The sequence below is a fragment of the Micromonospora sp. NPDC049274 genome, from assembly GCF_040678875.1.
Classification (GTDB): Bacteria; Actinomycetota; Actinomycetes; order Mycobacteriales; family Micromonosporaceae; genus Micromonospora.
Genome location: NZ_JBFAQS010000008.1, coordinates 189,309 through 207,193, shown reverse-complemented (window position 1 = coordinate 207,193; position 17,885 = coordinate 189,309). Strand labels below are relative to the sequence as shown.

Below are 17,885 nucleotides of genomic sequence, written 5' to 3'. Positions count from 1 at the left end.
CGCCCCGGAGGGTCGCCGAGTAACGGGCCGTGGGTCACGTCGGGTTGGTCGGCAGGGCCTCCAGCTCGAACCGCGTGCTGAGCTCGGGCAGGATCCGGCTCAGCGCGTCGACAGTGCCCTGCCGGTTTCCGCCGGCGTCGTGCATGAGGACCACCCCACCGGGTCGCGCCTGCGTGAGGACCGTCGTGGCGATCTTGCTGGCACCGGGCGCCTGCCAATCCGACGGGTCCACCGACCAGTGCAGCGGCGTCATGCCGAGCCCCGTGCACACCGACACCACCGGAGCGGTCCAGGCCCCACCGGGTTGGCGGTACCAGACGATCGGCGCGTCCGGCACTGCCGCCCGGATCGCCTCGTTGGTGCGTACCAGGTCGGCGCGGATCTGATCGGTGGAACGGTTGCCGAGAGAGACGTCGTGGTGCCAGGAGTGGTTGCAGAGGGTGTGGCCGTCGGCCACGATCGCCTGGATCAGGTCGGGATGGTCCTGGGCGTTCTCGCCCACCACGCAGAACGTGGCCTTGACGTCGTACTCGCGCAGCGCCGCGAGGACCTGCGGGGTGTAGCGCGGGTCCGGCCCGTCGTCGAAGGTCAGCGCGACCCGGCCGCTGCCGGTGCTGGTGTGGGCGCCGAACAGCCCGCCGTCAGTGGTGTCCTGCCCCGAGCCGTCCTGGCCGGCCTCGCTGGGACCGGCGTTCTGGCTCGTGGTCGGAATGTCGGTCGGGGCGCCGGCCGAGGAGCCGGTCGAGGGCTTTTCGGCAGGCTGATCGGCGTAGTGCGGCCCGTCGCCTTCGGTGGTGACACCCGTTGCGTGCTGCCGGGTCTGGTCGGGGACGAGGCTGCGGCCCAGCACGTACGCCGAGCCGAGCAGCGCGGCCACCACCACCGTCACGATCCCCGCCGCCCGCGCGGTCGAGCTGACCCGCGTCACGGCTTCCGCCCGGCTGGCCGGTCGTGCCGGCCCCTCGCCCCCGTGCTACCTGCGCGCACCGCCGCCCCCTTTTACGACAAACCCGGCAGTCAGAATAGGACTGGCGAGCTGCGCAAAAGGGGCATATGGGAAATCGCCCGGCTGAAGCTAGACGGGCAGCGGCGCGTGCTCCGCCTCGGGCAGGGACCGCGACGGCGGCACGACGAACTTGTAACCCACCTGGCGGACCGTGCCGATCATCGACTCGTACTCCGAGCCGAGCTTGGCGCGCAGCCGGCGGACGTGCACGTCCACCGTCCGAGTGCCGCCGAAGTAGTCGTAGCCCCAGACCTCGCGCAGCAGCTGATCGCGGGTGAACACCCGGCCCGGGTGCTGGGCCAGGAACTTCAGCAGCTCGAACTCCTTGTAGGTGAGGTCGAGCGGGCGACCCTTCAGCTTGGCGGCGTACGTGTCGGGGTCGATGTTCAGCTCGCCGGCCCGGATCGAGCCGCCGGCGCCGGCGGTCGCGTTGCTCAGGCGGCCGACCGCGAGTCGCAGTCGGGCCTCGACCTCGGCGGGGCCGGCCGACGCGAGGATGACGTCGTCGACGCCCCAGTCCGCGTTGAGCGCGATCAGGCCGGCCTCGGTCACCACCGCGACCAGCGGCACCCCGAGCCCGGTGGCGTGCAGCATCCGGCAGGTCGCTCGGGCCTCACTCAGCTCCGAGCGGGCGTCGACGAGCACCGCGTCGGGACTGGGCCCCGCAACCAGGGTGCGGACGTCGCGCGGCGCGGTGCGAACCGAGTGTGGCAACAGGTCGAGCGCCGGCAGCACAGCCGACGGTTCCCCTGCGCGTGCGGTCACCAGCAGCAGGATCTCCACGATCACCTCCGTCCCGGCGGCGCGAGGCCGCACGCGACCAGACACACTCGTGGCAGAGTGCGCTGAGAAATTGCGTGGTCCCGGCGTCGCTGACGGGCGGGTAACGCGTTGAGCGTAACCGATCGCCTCGGCCGCGCCGTCAGGCCATTTCCCGTTTGTCTAGCTTGCCCCTGATCGTGGCGCAGGTTTTAACGTTGCGGAAACCCGTGACCGCCGCGTCGGGCAGCCCATCTGGCACGATCGGGGCGTGTTTCCCTCCACCTCGCCCGACGCCGGCCGCGAATCGTGGTCCGACGGTCCCCGCCCGGGTCCGGCCGCTCCGACCCGTGGCCATCCGCCCGCGCCGCGCACCGGGCCGGCCGTCGCCGACGGCGAACGCCGTGAACGGGGTAAGCCGCGCCGGGCCCGCCGTGCCGGGGAACCGGCCCGGCGTGCCGAGGACGAGGTCGACGAGCCGGAGGAAGAGGCCGTCGTTCCGGTAGAGGTGCACCGCCCGCTGGCGTTGACGATCGCCGGCTTCGCCGCGCTGCTCGGGGTGGGCCTGGTGCTCGGCGCGCAGACGTCCGGGCCGGGCCACCGCCTGCCGTTCGCCTTCATCGTCTTCGGCGTCCAACTGCTGTTCGTGCTCGCCTGGACGATGGCCATGCGCCCACCCGCGCTGCTGCTGGTCGGCGGGATCAGCGCCGCAGTGGCCGCCGCCGCCGACATCGCCGCCGTCCAGAGCGACGTCGCCGGTCTGGCGCCGCTGGGCTACCTGGCCGTCGGCGGCTTCCTCGCCGCCGTGCTCGGCCAGCTGGTCCGCCGGGTCGACCGGGTCCGGGTGACCGACTCACTCGGCGCCACACTGCTCATCGTGGTCGGGGTCGTGGCCTTCGGCACCCTGATCGTGCTCAGCCGCATTCCGGCCGGCACCCAGGCGATCACCGTCTGCCTGACCGCGAGTGGGGTCGCGCTTACCGTCGCCCGGCTCACCGACTCGGTGCTGCCATGGCCCCGGCTGGCCCCGCAGGTGCCCCGGGGCGCGGCCGGCGTCGTCGCCGGCGCGATGGTGGGCACGCTGGGCAGCGCGATCCTCGGCAGCTACCTGGTGGCCCCCTTCACGCCGACCCGGGCCGCGGTGCTCGGCCTGGTCGCGGCCGTCACCGCCGTCCTCTCCGATCTCGCCGTGGGGTACGCGGAGGCGGGTCGTCTGATGGCCGGCGAACCGCCCACCATGTGGGTCGCCCGGCACATGCAGGGTCCGCTCGGCGGCTTCGCCCTGGCCGCGCCGGCCGCGTACGCCATGTGCATGCTGTTCCTCTGAGCCAACGGTTGAGGCCGGTGTCGGTCGGGTACCTACGGGTGCGCCGCGCTGCGGCACCGGTTCGGACGTCCCGCCGCATCGCGGCGGGCGAAGACAGGAGGCGGCGTGGCCCAGGAGTTTCCGGCTGGCGAGACCCGGCCCCGACGGCGCGGCCGCAAGCTGCTGATCGGCCTGGTCGTCCTGCTCCTCGTGGTGGCGGGTCTGCTGGTGGTCGCCGACCGGGTGGCGGTCGGCGTGGCCCAGCGGCTCATCGCCGAACGGGTCAGCCAGGAGATCAGCAAGCAGGGCGCGCAGTCCTCCAAGCCCGAGGTCGAGGTCGGTGGGATGCCGTTCCTCACCCAGGTGCTGGACGGGCGGTACGAGCGGATCTCCATCACGCTGCGCGATGTGCAGGCGTCGGTCGAGGGTGACGCCGTACGGCTGCCGGTGCTCGATGTGGACGCCCGTAACGTGCGGGCCTCGCTGGACACGCTGCGGTCCGGGCAGGGCGACGTCGTCGCCGACACGGTGAACGGCACCGGCACGATCAGCTACGAGAGCCTCGCCGCGCTGCTGAAGCGACCCGGGCTCACCCTCGGCGAGCAGGGCGGCAAGCTCGCCGTCACCGCCCCGGTCGACATCTTCGGCAAGAAGTTCACAGTGGCCGGCACCGCCGACGTCACAGTCGCCAAGAACGGCGCCGTAGCCCTGCGCTTCAACGACCTGGACGCCGCGGGCCTGCCGAACCTGCCGTTGGCCCGCACCCTCCTGAGCAACTACGCCAAGAGCATCTCGATCGACGTGCCGCTGCCCGACCTGCCGTTCCAGCTCGCGGTCCGGGAGGTCCGGCCGTTGCCCGAGGGGCTGGCGGTCACCGCCGACGCGAAGAACGTCCCCATCAACTCCGCCGGCTGAGCCACGCGTCAATCGTCCGGGCTGCCGAGACACCGCAACGGTCCCGCAGCCCGGGCGATCCCGGATGGTGGTCGGTCCAGTGGCAGCCCGGTCACTGGCTGGTAGGCTCCGTGCTCATGGGGACCCACCTCACCAAACGGCGCGCGGTCGACCTGTGCCGCGTGGCCACCTGCCTGTGTCGCCCTGTCATCTGACGGCGGGGCTGTTTTCGGCCGCCTGACGGCGGCCACCGGCACGCAGGGTCCTCGACCCTTTCCGGTGATCCCACCGAACGCCCGGCAGCGGCGCCGTCGCACGAACCCGTGATCCCGTCCTTCCGCTGGGTCCCGCGCGCGGTGCGACAGTTCAACCCATCGATACTCGCGCGTTGGCTCACCATCCATCCTCACCAGGGAGTGATTCGATGAGTCGCGACACCGCACTCGTCTCGGTCGAGTGGGCCGAGAAGAACCTTGACGCCCCGGGCGTCGTCTTCGTCGAGGTCGACGAGGACACCTCGGCCTACGAGACCGGCCACATCGCCGGCGCCATCAAGATCGACTGGAAGACCGACCTCCAGGACCAGGTCCGCCGGGACTTCGTCAACAAGACCCAGTTCGAGGCGCTGCTCTCCGAGCGGGGCATCAGCAACGACGACACCGTCATCCTGTACGGCGGCAACAACAACTGGTTCGCCGCGTACGCCTACTGGTACTTCAAGCTCTACGGCCACCGAGACGTCAAGCTGCTCGACGGCGGTCGCAAGAAGTGGGAGCTGGACGCCCGTCCGCTGGTCACCGAGACGGCGACCCGCCCGGCGACCCAGTACGTCGCGCAGGAGCCGGACACCTCCATCCGAGCCTTCCGCGACGAGGTGGTCGCCGCGATCGGCACCAAGAACCTGGTCGACGTGCGTAGCCCCGACGAGTTCGCCGGTCGGCTGCTCGCCCCGGCGCACCTGCCGCAGGAGCAGGCGCAGCGGGCCGGTCACATCCCGACCGCGATCAGCGTCCCGTGGTCCAAGGCCGCCAACGAGGACGGCACCTTCCGGTCCGACGACGAGCTGCGCAAGATCTACGGCGACGCCGGGCTGGACGACGGCAAGGAGACCATCGCGTACTGCCGGATCGGCGAGCGTTCCTCGCACACCTGGTTCGTGCTGCAGGAGCTGCTCGGCCACCGCAACGTGAAGAACTACGACGGTTCCTGGACCGAGTACGGCTCGCTCGTCGGCGTGCCGGTCGCGCTCGGCGACGAGCCTGGGGAGGCCTGATCCGCCATGACTGCTCCCACCGCTGCGGGTTGCGCCGCACCCGACCAGGCCGCGCCGCTGCCGGCCAGCCTGGACCTGGAGAAGGAAACCGTCATCACCGGCATCGTCCGCTCGGAGGCGGAAGAGGTCGTGCCGGGCGCGTACGTCCGGCTGCTTGACTCGACAGGTGAGTTCACCGCCGAGGTGGTCACCTCGGCGGCCGGTCAGTTCCGGTTCTTCGCCGCGCCGGGTTCCTGGACGCTGCGGGCGCTGTCCCGGCACGGCAACGGCGACGCGGCCGTCACCGCCGGCCGGGGCATCAACGAGGTCTCCGTCACCGTCGCCTGACCCACCGCTCTGATCGATCGGGGCCGGTCACCCTCCCGGGTGGCCGGCCCCGATCGTCGCCACCGCCGGTGGCCGGGGACCAACACGTCGCCGGCCACCAGCGGTCAGATGCCCGTGGCTCTCGTGCAGGACGAGGCCGTGTCGAGTGTGAAGTCGCGCGTGTCGACGATGCCCGCCTCGATCCGCGTGCGCTGCGTCTGCGGCACCCAGCCGTCCTTGGCGACGATCACCTCGTAGCGGCCCTTCGGCAGCCACCAGACGTACCGGCCCTGATCGTCCGCGGTCAGGGTGTAGCCGGTCGTCGTACCCAGCAGGTTCACCCGGACCGTCGCCGCGACCCCGACGGTGACCCCTGCGCAGGTGACACCGGTGACGGTGCCCTGGATCCTGCCCCAACTGGCCGGCGGCGACACGTTCATCCGTACCGGCACCGCCGCCACCGGGTACGGCGTGTCGGAGGCGACGGCCACCTCCCCGGAGTAGGTCCCCGGCTGGGCCACGCCGGCCGTCACCGTGGCGGTCAGCTTGACGGTCACCGTCCGGGACGCGCCCGGGGCCAGGGTGAAGGTGCCGGGCGTGGTGGTGAGCCAGGGCAGATCCGCCTCCCCGCCGCACAGGTCCAGGCCGCTCAGTCGCTCACTCTCGGCAGAACCCACGAAGGACGACGGCGAACCACCGATCTTGTACGCGCCGCAGGCGGCGGCGCCCCGGTACCTGCCGAACTGGACGTTGGGCAGGTCCCTCCAGCTCCCGGCCACCGGGTCGTACGCGATGGTCCGGTTGGTGACAGTGGTCGACGCCGCCGTGACCCCTCCGGCCAGGACCAGGAGGTCACCGGCCGCCGTGTACTGGGAACCCCAGAGGTCCACCGGCAGGTTGGGCAGCGGGTGCCACGCGTCCGCCGCCGGGTCGTAGCGGTAGGCGTCGGTGTACTCGGCGCCACCGGTGCCGCCGGCACAGTAGAGCGCGCTGCCGATCCCGCCGCAGGAGAGCCAGGAGACCGGATGCGGGTAGGTCGCGCCGGTGTGGAACGCGCCGGTCGCCGGGTCGAAGACGACGAGCCGGTCCGAGTCGGTGCAGTCGTCGTCCAGGCAGCCTCCGACCAGGTAGACCTTTCCACCGTTCACCGCGCCGCCGGCCGCCGCCGCCGGGAACGGGTTGGTCGCCCCGGCCACCGTGCCCCAACCTCCGGTGGCCGGGTCGAACACGTCCACCGAGGCGACCGTCTCGTCGTCGGCGCCCCATCCGCCGAGGACGTACAGCTTGCCGCCGACGGCCGCCGCGACCGGCTTGGCCCGGGCGGTCGGCAGGTCGGGCAGCGCGGTCCAGGTGTCCGTGTCGGGGTCGTAGCGCCAGGCCTTGCCCTCCTGGCCGCTGCCGCCGCCACCGCCGACGGAGTAGACCTTGCCGTCGAGGGTGGCCGCCGCGTTGTCGTAGACCGCCGCCGGCAGGTCGGCGATCCCGGTCCAGGCGTCCTGCGCCCGGGGCTCGGCCGTGGTCCCCGCCCCGCCGTACGCGGTGCCCGCGCGGGTTTTGCTGATCCCCTTCACCTTCTGCTCCCGCAGCGGCGCGCCGGCCCTGGACAACCTGTCGAACCGGCCACCGCGCTCCACCAGGTTGACGGCGGCCGGCGCGGTGCCGGTGTTGCGGACCGTCACCTTCGTGGTCCGGCTGCTGGCGTACGGCTGGTACGACTGGACGCTCGACGGGGTGACGGTGAGTCGACCGGCGGCCAGGGCGACGTCCAGCCGTCGGGCGTCGTCGGCAACCACCGTCGCCGTCTTCGTGCTCGCCTGGTACGGGGTACGGCCGGCGGCGAACGGGTGGACCCCGGTCAGCCCGGAGAAGAGCCAGTAGAAGCCGTCCGGCAGAGTCGGGTCGTCAGGTGTCGACGCCGACGTTCCACGGTCCGCCTGTCGGTCGGCACTGACCACCGCGACCCCGTTGAGGGGGTTGCCGGTGTTGCGGTCGGTGGTCACGCCCAGCAGCAGGCCACCGGCGGCCGGCACGCAGTCGCGGTTGACCACCTGCACGTCGTCCACCTGCCACCACCAGGCGAAGGTGCCGTGGAAGCGGAAGCGGACCCGCACGGCGGAGGCCCCGGCCGCCGGGTCCAGGGGCACCTCCTCGAGCAGCGGTCCACGCCGACTGCTGGTCTGGTGCCAGACCGTGGCCCAGGTGGCGCCGCCGTCGGTGGAGACGTCCACGTCGGCGGCGTCGGTCACGCCGACCGCCCGCCAGTCGCTGCGGAAACGCAGCAGCGGCGCCGGTGTGTCGCGCAGGTCGACGGTCGGGGTCACCAGGTCGGTGTCCTGGGTTCTGTCCGAGCCGAGGCGGTCGCTGTCGACGATGGCGAAGGCGCCGCTGCCTCCGGTGAGGTTGCCCCGCTCACCGGGGTCGGTGAAGGCCCAGCCACCGCCGTCGGTGCGGTCGCGTACCGACCAGCCGTCCGGCGCTGTGCCGCCGTCGAAGCTCTCGTCCAGCACCGGCGTGCCGAAGCTGCCTGTGTAGCCGGCAGCCGTGCAGACGGCCTCGACGGGTACGGCGACGTCGGCCGTCGCCGGCCCGGCGCCGGTGACCACGTCCCGGGTGACCATGCGGTAGCCGGGGTAGCGGGCGGTGACGGTCAGCCGGTACGTGGTGTCGCCCGGCACGGTGAACGAGTATCGCCCGGTGACCGGGTCGGTGAACACCGGTCCACCGGGTCGCCCGGCGACCTCGATCCGGGCGTACAGCGGCCAGCCGTGACCCGAGCCGTCGGTGACACGGCCGCGCACGGTGACCGTCGGGTTCGCCGCCAGGGCGAAGTCCTCGGTGGTTGTGCCGTCCTCGGTGACGGTGACGGTGGCCGTCTGCCCGGCGTATCCGTAGGCGCGGACGGTGACAGTGGCCTGGCCGGCCGGCAGGGTGAGCGCGTACCGGCCGTCCGCGCCTGTGGTGACGCTGCGGGTGCCGTCGCCGACTGTCGCGCCGGCGATCGGGTCGCCGTTCCCGGTGGCGGTGACCGTGCCGATGATGCGGCCGAGTGCGCCGCGGGGTGCGGCCCGCACCGCCGCGTACGCGTCCAGCCGACCCTCGCCGAAGACGTTGTTGTCGGCGGCGGTGCCTCCGCAGGCGGTGGCGTCGACATCGCGGGCGGTCCGGTCCAGCAGCTCCTCGGTGGCCGTGACGTCACCCTTGAGGCCCGGCGCCCCGGACCAGATCAGCGCGACTGTGCCGGAGACGTGCGGCGCGGCCATCGAGGTGCCGTCGAAGGCGGCGTAGGAGTTGCCGGGAACGCTGGAGCGCACGTTGCTGCCCGGAGCGGCGATGTTCGGCTTGTACGACCGCGCGTCGGTGCCGTCGCCCCGGCCGGAGAAGTCGGAGATCGCGTCGTGCACGTCGTACGAGCCGACCGCGTACGCGTTGGCGTTGTCGCCGGGCGAGCCGGCGCTGCCGCAGTCCGGGCCGTCGTTGCCCGCGGAGAAGACCCCGAAGATGCCGGCCGCCCGCCAGGCCGCGATGGTCTGCTGGAACCACGGGTCGCCGCCGGCGCCGCCCCAGGAGTTGTTGACCACGTCGGGGCGCAGGTCAGGTCGCGGGTTCTGCCCGTTCAGGTCGGTCGGGGCCAGCACCCACTGACCGGCCGCGAGCAGCGAGGCGTCGGTGCACGAGTCGGTCTCACAGCCCTTCGCGGCGATCCACTTCGCGCCGGGGGCGACGCCGATCTGGTTGCCGGCGTGGTCGTCGCCGACCATCGTGCCCATGGTGTGTGTGCCGTGGGCAGAGTTGTCGCAGGGCGCGGCGCTCGGGCACACGCCGCCCGGGTCGTACCAGTTGTGGTTGTGGTCGAACGCGCCGCCGCCGAGGTTGCCCCGGTACGCCCCGACCAGCGCCGGGTGGTCGTACTGGACGCCGCTGTCGATGGTGGCGACCACCACGCCCTCGCCGTGGTCGCCGAGCTCGTTCCACACCTGCGGCGCGTTGATGTTGGTGAGGCCCCACTCGGCGCCGGTGGCGTCGACGCGGCTGCCGGTGGCCGGTGTCGGGCGCACCAGGCGGTAGCTGCGGGTGGGCTCGATCCGGGCCACCTCGGGCCGCTTGGCGATCTCGTCGAGCAGCGCGCGGTTGCCTGTCACGCGCACTGCGTTGGCGATCCAGTAGGCGGTGTGCGGCGCCCTGCGGGTCGTGAGCAGCGAGCGCAGACCCTTCTGGGTGCGCGTGGCGGTCCTCGTGAGCAGCCGGTGCACCTCGCGGGCCCGGTCGTCCGGGTCGGGCAGCTTCGCGGTCCGCGCCACCGGTGCGGTGTCCCGCAGGTAGACCAGGAAACTCGCGCTGCCCGTCGTGCCGAGCTGGCGCAGCAGTCGCTGATCCACGCGGGCCGGCGCGGGCGCGGGGCGGGCGGCGACCGCGGGCTGGGCGGTGAGTGCCAGCAGGGCGGCGCCGCACGCGACGGCCGTCCGCCAGAGAGCGGACCTCAGGGTTGATGGTCGGAGCACTGTTCCTCCCCACATTGGGTCCCGACGGGTTCGGGACGGGCGCAACGCCGGGACGGCCGCGCAGCGGGCGGTTGGGGTGGGGTGGAGCCCCACGTCCGCTGACAGTCCTGCTCTGGCGTACTCGGACGGTCCTCAGTGAATAACGCCGATCAGTGCCTGGTCAGTGACGTGGCGTCATTCCGACGATGGACGGGACCACGAGATACATCGGCATACGTCACTATCATCGGGTGGTGATCGCGGGTGGTGCGCAGGAGGTCCCGATCGTCGTCTGTGTCAGCGCGGACGTTTCGGTGCGCGAGCGGGTGCTGCGACAGCTGGACGGGATCGGACCGGTCGTGACCTGCGCCGACCTGACCCAGCTTCGGGCGATGCTGTTCCCGCCGTCGGGAGGCTCGACACCGGCCGACAGGCCGACCACCCCGCCGCCGCAGGGGCGCGTCAGCTGGGGCGAGCTGGTCGTCGACCGGGCTGGGCACGTGGTCACCTGGCGCGGCGATCCACTCCCGCTCACCCGTACCGAACGGGAACTGCTCGCTCGGCTCGTCTGTCCGCCGCTTGTGGTGTGGAGCTACGAGCAGCTCTTCGCCGCCGTCTGGACCGGCGCGTACCTCGGCGACACGGCGATCCTGCACTCCGCGATCAAGCGGCTCCGGCGCAAGCTGCGCGGCCTGCCGGGAGGGCCGCGGGTGCACACCGTGCGCGGCGTCGGCTACCGGCTCGATCCGCCACCCCGGCCGGCCTGATCCCCGGCACCTCGGCTGCCGACCGCTGCCTCCGGTGCGGCGGACCGCCCGTGACACCATGGCCGGGTGAGCGGTGCTGTCCAGACGGGTCGGGCCACGTCGAGCGATCCCGCCGCGCCGGCGCCTGCCCGGCGTGGGCGGCGCTGGTTGCTGGTCGCGACCACGCTGTGGGCAGTACTGCTGGCCGGGCTCACCTGGATGTCGGTCCGCGACGACCCGCCGACCGTGCGCGAGCAGCGCTCCCTCGACGAGGCGGCCCCGGTGGTCGACCGGGCGGTCGGTGAGCTGGCCCGGGCCGCCGGCGCGGCCGGGCTGCTGGAGCTGGGCCCGGTGCGGGTCGACGCCGGCTGTCGCGTCACGCCGTTCGCCGACGGCGCGGCGCTGCGCCGCGAGGTGGGCGTGCTCGCGCCTGCGGGCACCGAGCGCGCCGTGCTGAGAGGCATCGCCGATCGACTGCCGGCGACCTGGCGGGCCGGGGTCGGCCCCGGCCTGGACGGCCCGGAACTGCGCGCCGACGCCGGGGACTTCGTCGCCGTCGAGGGCCGACCGACCGGGGACGGTCGGCTCCGGTTGACAGTCGACACCGGCTGCCGTCCGCCGGGCGCCGGCTACGACCGGAAGCCGGCCACCGGCGCCGGCCCGGAGGCCGCCGCCCTGACGGCTGCCCTCACCGCGCTCGGCCGCCCAACCGATGCCGCGCCGGAGCTGGTCACCGCGCCGTGTCCGGACGGCGCTCTGGCCCGTACCGCACGGTCCGCTCCCGGGTCCGGCCCGGCCGCGACCGACGCGCTCGCCCCGCTGGCCGGCGGCGCCCCACTGCTGGACAACCCCCCGGTGTACGCCTACCGCGCGGGCGACGTCACAGTGCTTGCCGAAATCGGCCCGGACTCCGCACGGGTGGCCGCCACCGTCGGCTGCCCCGGTTGAGCCGGCCGTCGCGTCGAGGTCAGCCCTCCGCCTCCTGATCCTGCGGACCGCGGCTGCGACCCAACGCGTCCACGTGGCCCCACCGACCGGGAATGTCCAGCAGCTCCACCCGGCCCATGCCCGGTGGCACGGCCGGATCGATGATCAGGTGCTCGCCCTGCGGCTCCAACCCGAGCATCACCCGCAACAACAGCAGCGGAGTGCCGCTCGACCAGGCCTGCGGGCTGCACGCGGTCGGATACTCCACCGGGTAGCCGGTGCGGCTGCGGGCGTAGCCGGCGAACGCCTCCGGTAGCCGCCCGCCGAAGTATCGGGACGCCGCGAGCATCGCATCGCAGATCCGCCCGGCCTCGTCCCGGTAGCCGTACCGGCCCAGGCCCCAGGCGATGATCGAGTTGTCGAACGGCCAGACGGTGCCCACGTGGTAGCCGATCGGGTTGTACCGACCCTCGCCCTCGGCGAGGGTCCGCACCCCCCAGCCGGAGAAGAGCCGTGGCCCGAGCAGGTGGTCGACCACCGCGCCGGCCCGGGACTCGTCCACGATCCCGCTCCACAGCAGGTGCCCGATGTTCGATGTCAGCGCGTCCACCTGTCGACCGTCGGCGTCCAGGGCGAGCGCGTAGTACTCCCGGTCGGCGATCCAGAAGTCGTGGTTGAACCGCTGCTTGAGCGCCGCCGCCTCCCGCTCCAACCGGTCGGCGTACGCCGGGTCGTTCCAGACCTTCCGGGCCAGCCGGGCGGCCCGGACCTTCGCGTCGTACGCGTAGCCCTGCAACTCGCAGGTGGCCCGGGGGAAGCCCGGCATCCGGCCGTCGGCGTACGAGATGGAATCCCAGGAGTCTTTCCAGCACTGGTTCTGCAACCCGGTCTCCGGGTTGCGCGTCCGATACCAGAGGTAGCCGGTGCCGAGCAGGTCGCCGTACGTGTCGATCCACTCCAGCGCGGCTCGGACGTGCGGCTCCAGCCGCTTGACCAGCGCGGTGTCGCCGGTCCACCGCTCGTACTCGTCGATCAGGATGACGAACAGCGGCGTCGAGTCGGCCGCTCCGTAGTACGGCGAGTGCGGCTGCTCCTCGAAGCCTGCGGTCTCGCCGTACCGCAGCTCGTGCAGGATCTTGCCGGGTTCCTCGTCCCGGAAGTCGTCCACCCGGTGCCCCTGGAGACCGGCCAGCATGAGGAGCGTCGGCGGGATCATTTCCGGCAGGAACGGCAGCACCTGCAACGAGGTGATGATGCTGTCCCGACCGAACAGGGTCATGAACCACGGCAGCCCGGCGGCGATCAGCCGTACGCCCAGGGTGATCGACTCGTAGCGGAGCGCGGCCAGGTCGCTGAGGCTTCGCCGGTACGCCCCGGCCAGCGGCTCGCAGTCACAGCCGAGCTTCGGCGCCCGGTTGATCAGCTGCTGCTGTTCGGCGCGGATGGCGTCCGCGCCACGGCTGCCCGCGTACGGCAGGGTGGCCCGGATGTCCTCGCCCCGCGCGCCGTAGACGACTGTGGAGATGTGCAGCCGGGTGGTCCATTCGCTGTTGCTGCCGATCCGGACCCGGAAGGTCATCCCCGCGGTGTCGACCTGCGCCGGCACCGTGGAGCGGACCAGCGTCTCCCGATGGAACGCCTCCCGCCGGTACGTCAACCGCAGCTCGTTGTCGGTCACCGTGACGGTCGTCCGGCCCACCTTCTCCCGGGCGTGCTTGATCTCGAACAGGTCGGCGAAGTCGCTTCCCATCTCGAGCCGGACGGTGAAGTCGACCTCCTCGCCGGCGTGGTTGAGCACGGTCAGCTCCTCGTCGAAGCTGCCCCCGATCGCTCGGCTGCGGATCACCGACACCTTGGCGTCCAGGTAGTGGGTGGGTTCTCCGGGGGCGAGGAAGAACGTCGTCCGGTACGACTCGCTGTCGTCGACGGAGAGGGCGTGCAGGCGCTCGCCGTTGAGGGTGAGCACCCAACTGGACAGGAAACGCGTGTCGAAGGAGAACAGGCCGGTCGGGAAGGCGAAGGACGGCTCGATGTCTCCGCGACGGTCACTGACCAGGAAGGTGTTGCCGTCCAGGATGCTGACGAGGTCCTTCACGTCGGCCGCCCGACTGCCTCCCGGGCCACCTCGCGGGGGTCGCGGGTGCCGGGCGGGCTCGGGAAGAATCGGCGGAAGGCCAGGAAGAGCGCCACGTCACCGCTGAAGGTGCTCTCGTTGCGCAGCGTCGCCGCGAGCGCTTGAGCTTCTCCGCTGATCAGCCTGTCGAACAGGGTGGAGCTGCTGTACCAGATGGCGTCGGCCGGGCCCCGCTCGCGGCTGGCCTGCACCGCCCCCGGCCGCATCCGGACCAGCCAGTGCTCGGTCCGGTGGTCGGTGCCGAGATCGATCTGGAGGGTCCCGGTGACCAGGCCGCCCAGGACGGCGGGGGCACGCGTCGGCAGTGATTCGAAGAACCTCTCCGTCGCCTCGGTCACATCCGAATCGTAGGCAGCCGCCCGAGATGTCGGGTCAGTATCCGCACTCCGCGCCCGCCGTCGCCCGGAGGTGTCCCGGAGGTCAGTAGACCAGCGCCTGTGCGCCCTCGGCCAACGCCTCCTCGACGAAGGCCGCGGCGCCCGCGATCCGCACACCGGGCAGTACGTCGTCCGGGCCGATGTCCCGCCGGGCCGCGCACTGGGTGCAGGCGGTCACCCGACCGCTGGTCAGGATGACGTGCAGCAGCTCGGCCAGCGGTGCGGAGTGCGGTAGCTCGAACTCCTGGGCGCGGCCGGGCAACGCGAACCAGGTCGACTCCCCGGTCAGCCAGAGCGAGACGTCCACGCCGGCCGCGACCGCCGTGGCGGCGACAGTGAACGCCTGCGCGCACCGCTCCGGGGCGTCCGCCCCGGCGGTGACCTTGACGACGAGTGAGCGGGCCATGAGGCCCAGCATAGGATGGTCACGATGGTTACCGAGATCGGGTTCGTCAGCCTGCTGGTCGCCGGCCTGGGCGGACTCGCCGGTGGCCTGGTCTACCTGGCCGTACGCATTTCGAGGGGACGTTGGTGAGCGCGAGGAGTGAGCCGGTGAGCGACGAAAACCCGCTGCAACCACCGTGGCTGAACGCGCCGCCGGTCGAGGAGTACCCGTTCGAGGAGAGTCACGACCTGCGGGTCGGCCCGAAGCTGCACCCGGCGCTGGACGGCCTGCTGCCGTACATCGGTCTGTGGCGCGGCCGGGGCAAGGGTGGCTTCCCCACCATCGAGGACTTCGACTACGCGCAGGAGATCCGGATCAGCCACGACGGCCGACCGTTCCTGCACTACGAGTCGCGCGCCTGGATCCTCGACGAGCAGAGCAGGCCGGTCCGCCCGGCCGGGCGTGAGGTCGGCTGGTGGCGACCGGTGCTGGTGGACGGTCGCGCTACCGACGAGCTGGAGGCCCTGCTCACGACGCCCACCGGGGTGATGGAGCTGCACCTCGGCAAGCGCACCGGCACCCAGGTCGAGTTCGCCACCGACGCGGTGGTCCGGACGGCGACCGCCAAGGAGGTCACCGGTGGGCGCCGCCTCTTCGGCATCGTCGAGGGCGCGCTGCTCTACGCCCAGGATATGGCGGCGATGGGTCACCCACTCAGCCCGCACCTCTCGGCCCGGCTCGTCCGGGTCGGCGGCTGACGCGCACCGTCCGGGTCGGCGGCTGAGGCTCAGACGACGGGGAAACCCAGCAGCGTTTGCAGGTCGGGGGTGCGCGGGCAACGGTCCCGGCGCACCCCGTTCAGGGTGTGGACCTCGGTGAGCCCGCGTACCGACGAGGCGAACCACACCCCGTCGGCCGCGTGCAGCTCGGCAGGGGTGATCATCCGTTCGGCGGCGCTCAGGCCCAGCTCGTCGGCGTGAGCGAGCAGCCAGGCGACGGTCGTGCCGGGCAGGATGCCGGTGGTGGCGGCCGGCACCGTGCCGAGCGTGTCGCCGGTGAGCCACACCACGTTGGCCGTGGGCCCCTCCAGGGCGTACCCGTCGGAGGAGACCCAGAGCACGTCGTCCACCCCGTTGCCGCGCGCCCAGCGGCGGGCGGCGCTGTTGACGGCGTACGAGGTGGACTTGATCCCGGCAGGCAGCCAGGTCAACTCCGCGCGGGCGGTGGCGGGCACCCCCAGCGGCAGGGTGGCCACGCTGATCCCGTCCCGTCGTGCCCTCCGCGCTGCCGCCGGCACCTCGCTCAGCGTGGCGTAGACCGTCGGCTCGCCGGCCTCCGGGCCCCGGGTGCAGACCAGTCGCAGGGCCCCCTCGACCCGTGCCGGCCAGTCGGCGCAGATTGCGTCGAGCAGCTCGGTAAGCGCGGCCGTGGGGGGCAGGGGCAGGTCGATGGCGGCGGCCGACGCGGTCAGCCGGGCCAGGTGCTCGTCACGCAGCCACGGTCGGCGCTGGCGCAGGTGCATGCTCTCGAAGAGTCCGTCGCCGTGCAGGACGCCACGGTCGTCGCCGCGTACCACCGGCTCGGTGGCCGGGACCGGGCCGTGCCCGAGCACGGCGATCCGCGCGGTCGGGCCGACCGGGGCCGGCCCGGTGAAGGACGTCGCCATGAGGGTCGAGGGTAGCGACGGCCGTCGCACGGCGGAGGCAGCCACGGCGGCCGAACTATGATCGGACGGTGTCCGAATCCTCCCTCGCGGAAATGCTCCGGGCCCGTGGGCTGCGGCTGACGGCCCAGCGGCAGCTCGTCCTCCAGGCCGTGCTCGATCTGGGTCACGCCACCCCGGAGCAGGTGCACACCGCCGTCCGGGAGGTCGCCGCCGGCGTCAACATCACCACCATCTACCGCACGCTGGAGCTGCTGGAACGGCTCGGCCTGGTGACCCACACCCACCTCTCGCATGGTTCGCCGACCTACCACGCGGCGGGTGAGCACCAACACGTCCACCTGGTCTGTCGGGAGTGCGGCGCGATCGACGAGATCGATCCGGAGCTGCTCCGGCCACTCGCCGACCAGTTGGCCGCGCAGCGGGGCTTCCGGGTGGACATCGGGCACGTGTCACTCTTCGGCGTCTGCGACCGCTGCGAGAACGGGGATCACAAATGATCGACATCGCGGGCGCGGTGGCCGTCGAGAGCATCGACGAGGCCAGCCGCGACCAGCCGGACCCGGCGCACGTCGCGGCCGGGGTGCGGGGGGTGGCCGCGCACTACGGCGACCCGCTGCGGGAGCAGCGCATCCTGGACACCGAGGTCGGCCTGGTCGACCGGTCGCACCGGGGGATCATCGCGGTGCCCGGCGAGGAACGGGCCAGCTGGCTGCACACGATCACTTCGCAGCACCTGAGCGCGCTGGCCGCCGGCGAGGGCACCGAGCTGCTGGTTCTCTCCCCGCACGGGCACGTCGAGCAGCACGCCCTGGTCGCCGAGGACGGCGAGACCACCTGGCTGGACACCGAGCCGGGGGCGACCGAGGGTCTGCTCGCGTACCTGGAGAGGATGCGGTTCTTCACCAAGGTCGACCCGCGCGACGCGACCGCCGAGCGGGCGCTGTTGTCGTTGGTCGGCCCGGCGGCGACGGAGGCGCTGGGCACGCTCGGCGTGACCGGGCTGGCCGCACCGGACCTGATCGCGGTGCCGGGTCCGAAGTTCGCCGCCGGGGCCGTGCCGCCCCGAGCGAGCATCCGGTACGACGTCAAACCGCTGCCGATCGGCGGCTGGGCGCGACGTGGCGTCCTCGGGGTTGACCTGCTGGTCCCCCGCTCGGCGATGGAGCAGGTGGTGGCGGAGCTGCGCCGCGCGGGCGTGCCGGTCGCCGGCCTCTGGGCGTACGAGGCGATCCGGGTTGCCGCCCGACAGCCCCGGGTCGGGGTGGACACCGACCACCGGACCATCCCGGCCGAGGTGGACCTCATCGGCCCGGCGGTGCACCTGGACAAGGGCTGTTACCGAGGTCAGGAGACGATCGCCCGCGTGCACAACATGGGCCGGCCGCCGCGTCGCCTCGTACTGCTGCACCTGGACGGGATCACCACCGACCAGCCGCCGGTCGCCGGTACGCCGGTGACCCTCGACGGCCGGGCGGTGGGCTTCGTCGGCACCGCAGTGCTGCACCACGAGCTGGGCCAGGTGGCCCTCGCTGTCCTGAAGCGGAACGTCCCGGACGACGCTGGGCTGATGATCGGCGAGACCGCGGCGGCGATCGACCCGTCCTGAGCGCGGCGTCTAGGATCGCCGG

General features: G+C 72.6%; 18 protein-coding genes. 11 read left to right on the top strand and 7 right to left on the bottom strand.

The annotated features are described in order from the left end of the window. Positions 1–34: 34 nt before the first annotated feature. Both AB0K10_RS17635 and AB0K10_RS17630 read right to left on the bottom strand, forming a co-directional pair. The gene (locus tag AB0K10_RS17635; RefSeq protein WP_363684587.1) at positions 35–928 is read right to left on the bottom strand and encodes a polysaccharide deacetylase family protein; all 894 of its coding nucleotides are present in this window, start codon (positions 926–928) and stop codon (positions 35–37) included. Between the two features lie 147 nt (positions 929–1,075). After that, positions 1,076–1,795 carry a response regulator transcription factor gene (locus AB0K10_RS17630; RefSeq protein ID WP_192580148.1) on the bottom strand — a complete coding sequence of 240 codons (720 nt, stop codon included), beginning with the start codon at positions 1,793–1,795 and terminating at the stop codon, positions 1,076–1,078. Between the two features lie 241 nt (positions 1,796–2,036). On the opposite strand from AB0K10_RS17630, the gene AB0K10_RS17625 reads away from it, so the two are divergent. The 5 genes from AB0K10_RS17625 to AB0K10_RS17605 all read left to right on the top strand — a co-directional run bounded on the left by AB0K10_RS17625 (position 2,037) and on the right by AB0K10_RS17605 (position 5,565). Continuing rightward, positions 2,037–3,092 (top strand): hypothetical protein, encoded by a 1,056-nt coding sequence (locus AB0K10_RS17625; RefSeq protein ID WP_363684585.1) that lies wholly within the window; start codon positions 2,037–2,039, stop codon positions 3,090–3,092. A gap of 105 nt (positions 3,093–3,197) precedes the next feature. Then, positions 3,198–3,986: a DUF2993 domain-containing protein gene (locus AB0K10_RS17620; protein WP_363684583.1), complete on the top strand. Its 789-nt coding sequence runs from the start codon at positions 3,198–3,200 to the stop codon at positions 3,984–3,986. A 116-nt stretch (positions 3,987–4,102) separates the two neighbouring features. Beyond that, the gene (locus AB0K10_RS17615) at positions 4,103–4,180 is read left to right on the top strand and encodes an Ms5788A family Cys-rich leader peptide (protein WP_310503780.1); all 78 of its coding nucleotides are present in this window, start codon (positions 4,103–4,105) and stop codon (positions 4,178–4,180) included. 209 nt (positions 4,181–4,389) lie between these two features. After that, positions 4,390–5,238, top strand: coding sequence for a sulfurtransferase (locus AB0K10_RS17610; protein ID WP_007465753.1), 849 nt, complete (start codon positions 4,390–4,392; stop codon positions 5,236–5,238). Between the two features lie 6 nt (positions 5,239–5,244). Further along, positions 5,245–5,565 (top strand): DUF1416 domain-containing protein, encoded by a 321-nt coding sequence (locus AB0K10_RS17605; RefSeq protein WP_363684581.1) that lies wholly within the window; start codon positions 5,245–5,247, stop codon positions 5,563–5,565. Between the two features lie 104 nt (positions 5,566–5,669). Here AB0K10_RS17605 and AB0K10_RS17600 read toward each other — a convergent pair whose 3' ends face one another. After that, on the bottom strand, positions 5,670–10,058 hold the full coding sequence (locus AB0K10_RS17600) for a S8 family serine peptidase (RefSeq protein ID WP_363684579.1): 4,389 nt from the start codon (positions 10,056–10,058) through the stop codon (positions 5,670–5,672). A gap of 197 nt (positions 10,059–10,255) precedes the next feature. Here AB0K10_RS17600 and AB0K10_RS17595 point away from each other — a divergent pair, with 197 nt between their 5' ends. Continuing rightward, positions 10,256–10,789 carry a winged helix-turn-helix domain-containing protein gene (locus AB0K10_RS17595; protein ID WP_363684775.1) on the top strand — a complete coding sequence of 178 codons (534 nt, stop codon included), beginning with the start codon at positions 10,256–10,258 and terminating at the stop codon, positions 10,787–10,789. Positions 10,790–10,855: 66 nt separating this feature from the next. Further along, positions 10,856–11,716, top strand: a complete 861-nt coding sequence (locus tag AB0K10_RS17590) for a hypothetical protein (RefSeq protein WP_363684577.1) — start codon at positions 10,856–10,858, stop codon at positions 11,714–11,716. A gap of 19 nt (positions 11,717–11,735) precedes the next feature. Here AB0K10_RS17590 and AB0K10_RS17585 read toward each other — a convergent pair whose 3' ends face one another. The 3 genes from AB0K10_RS17585 to AB0K10_RS17575 all read right to left on the bottom strand — a co-directional run bounded on the left by AB0K10_RS17585 (position 11,736) and on the right by AB0K10_RS17575 (position 14,624). After that, the gene (locus AB0K10_RS17585; RefSeq protein WP_363684575.1) at positions 11,736–13,790 is read right to left on the bottom strand and encodes a glycogen debranching N-terminal domain-containing protein; all 2,055 of its coding nucleotides are present in this window, start codon (positions 13,788–13,790) and stop codon (positions 11,736–11,738) included. Next, on the bottom strand, positions 13,787–14,167 hold the full coding sequence (locus AB0K10_RS17580) for an SCP2 sterol-binding domain-containing protein (protein ID WP_363684573.1): 381 nt from the start codon (positions 14,165–14,167) through the stop codon (positions 13,787–13,789). The genes AB0K10_RS17585 and AB0K10_RS17580 overlap by 4 nt, the downstream gene beginning before the upstream one ends. A gap of 82 nt (positions 14,168–14,249) precedes the next feature. Further along, positions 14,250–14,624, bottom strand: a complete 375-nt coding sequence (locus tag AB0K10_RS17575; protein ID WP_363684571.1) for a DsrE family protein — start codon at positions 14,622–14,624, stop codon at positions 14,250–14,252. 12 nt (positions 14,625–14,636) lie between these two features. Here AB0K10_RS17575 and mtfM point away from each other — a divergent pair, with 12 nt between their 5' ends. Beyond that, positions 14,637–14,741: a small membrane protein MtfM gene (mtfM, locus tag AB0K10_RS17570; protein WP_030327764.1), complete on the top strand. Its 105-nt coding sequence runs from the start codon at positions 14,637–14,639 to the stop codon at positions 14,739–14,741. 17 nt (positions 14,742–14,758) lie between these two features. Further along, entirely contained in the window at positions 14,759–15,349 is a 591-nt protein-coding gene (locus AB0K10_RS17565) for an FABP family protein (RefSeq protein WP_363684569.1), read from the top strand. 29 nt (positions 15,350–15,378) lie between these two features. Here the strand turns inward: AB0K10_RS17565 and AB0K10_RS17560 are convergent, their stop codons facing one another. Next, positions 15,379–16,257 carry an aminotransferase class IV gene (locus AB0K10_RS17560; protein WP_363684567.1) on the bottom strand — a complete coding sequence of 293 codons (879 nt, stop codon included), beginning with the start codon at positions 16,255–16,257 and terminating at the stop codon, positions 15,379–15,381. 68 nt (positions 16,258–16,325) lie between these two features. Between AB0K10_RS17560 and AB0K10_RS17555 the strand changes: the two genes are divergently transcribed. Further along, a complete protein-coding gene (locus tag AB0K10_RS17555; RefSeq protein ID WP_039907001.1) occupies positions 16,326–16,754 on the top strand; it encodes a Fur family transcriptional regulator in 429 nt (142 codons plus the stop codon). Next, a complete protein-coding gene (locus AB0K10_RS17550) occupies positions 16,751–17,863 on the top strand; it encodes a folate-binding protein (protein ID WP_363684565.1) in 1,113 nt (370 codons plus the stop codon). Before AB0K10_RS17555 ends, AB0K10_RS17550 begins: the two co-directional genes overlap by 4 nt. Positions 17,864–17,885: the final 22 nt, after the last annotated feature.